Source organism: Tritonibacter sp. SIMBA_163, from assembly GCF_046535935.1.
Lineage (GTDB): Bacteria > Pseudomonadota > Alphaproteobacteria > Rhodobacterales > Rhodobacteraceae > Epibacterium > Epibacterium scottomollicae.
Genome location: NZ_JAWJBP010000373.1, coordinates 1 through 276 on the forward strand (window position 1 = coordinate 1; position 276 = coordinate 276).

Sequence of the window (276 nt, forward strand, 5' to 3'; positions counted from 1 at the left end):
TGGTACTGCAAAGAATGCGCGGAATCTGTTACCGCGTGGGGTCGTGAATACATCGAATTCGTTTGGAAAGAACTGGAAGAAAAATTCGGTTTCAAAGTTCTGTACATCGACACCGACGGTCTGTACGCGACCATCCCGGGTGGTAAATCTGAAGAAATCAAAAAAAAAGCGCTGGAATTCGTTGACTACATCAACGCGAAACTGCCGGGTCTGCTGGAACTGGAATACGAAGGTTTCTACAAACGTGGTTTCTTCGTTACCAAAAAAAAATACGCG

1 protein-coding gene is annotated in these 276 nt (G+C 45.3%); it reads left to right on the top strand.

What is annotated here, in order from left to right; genetic code table 11:
- Positions 1 to 276, top strand: a 276-nt coding sequence (locus R0J92_RS22775) for a DNA polymerase domain-containing protein (RefSeq protein WP_411053337.1), incomplete at both ends; no start/stop codon positions are given.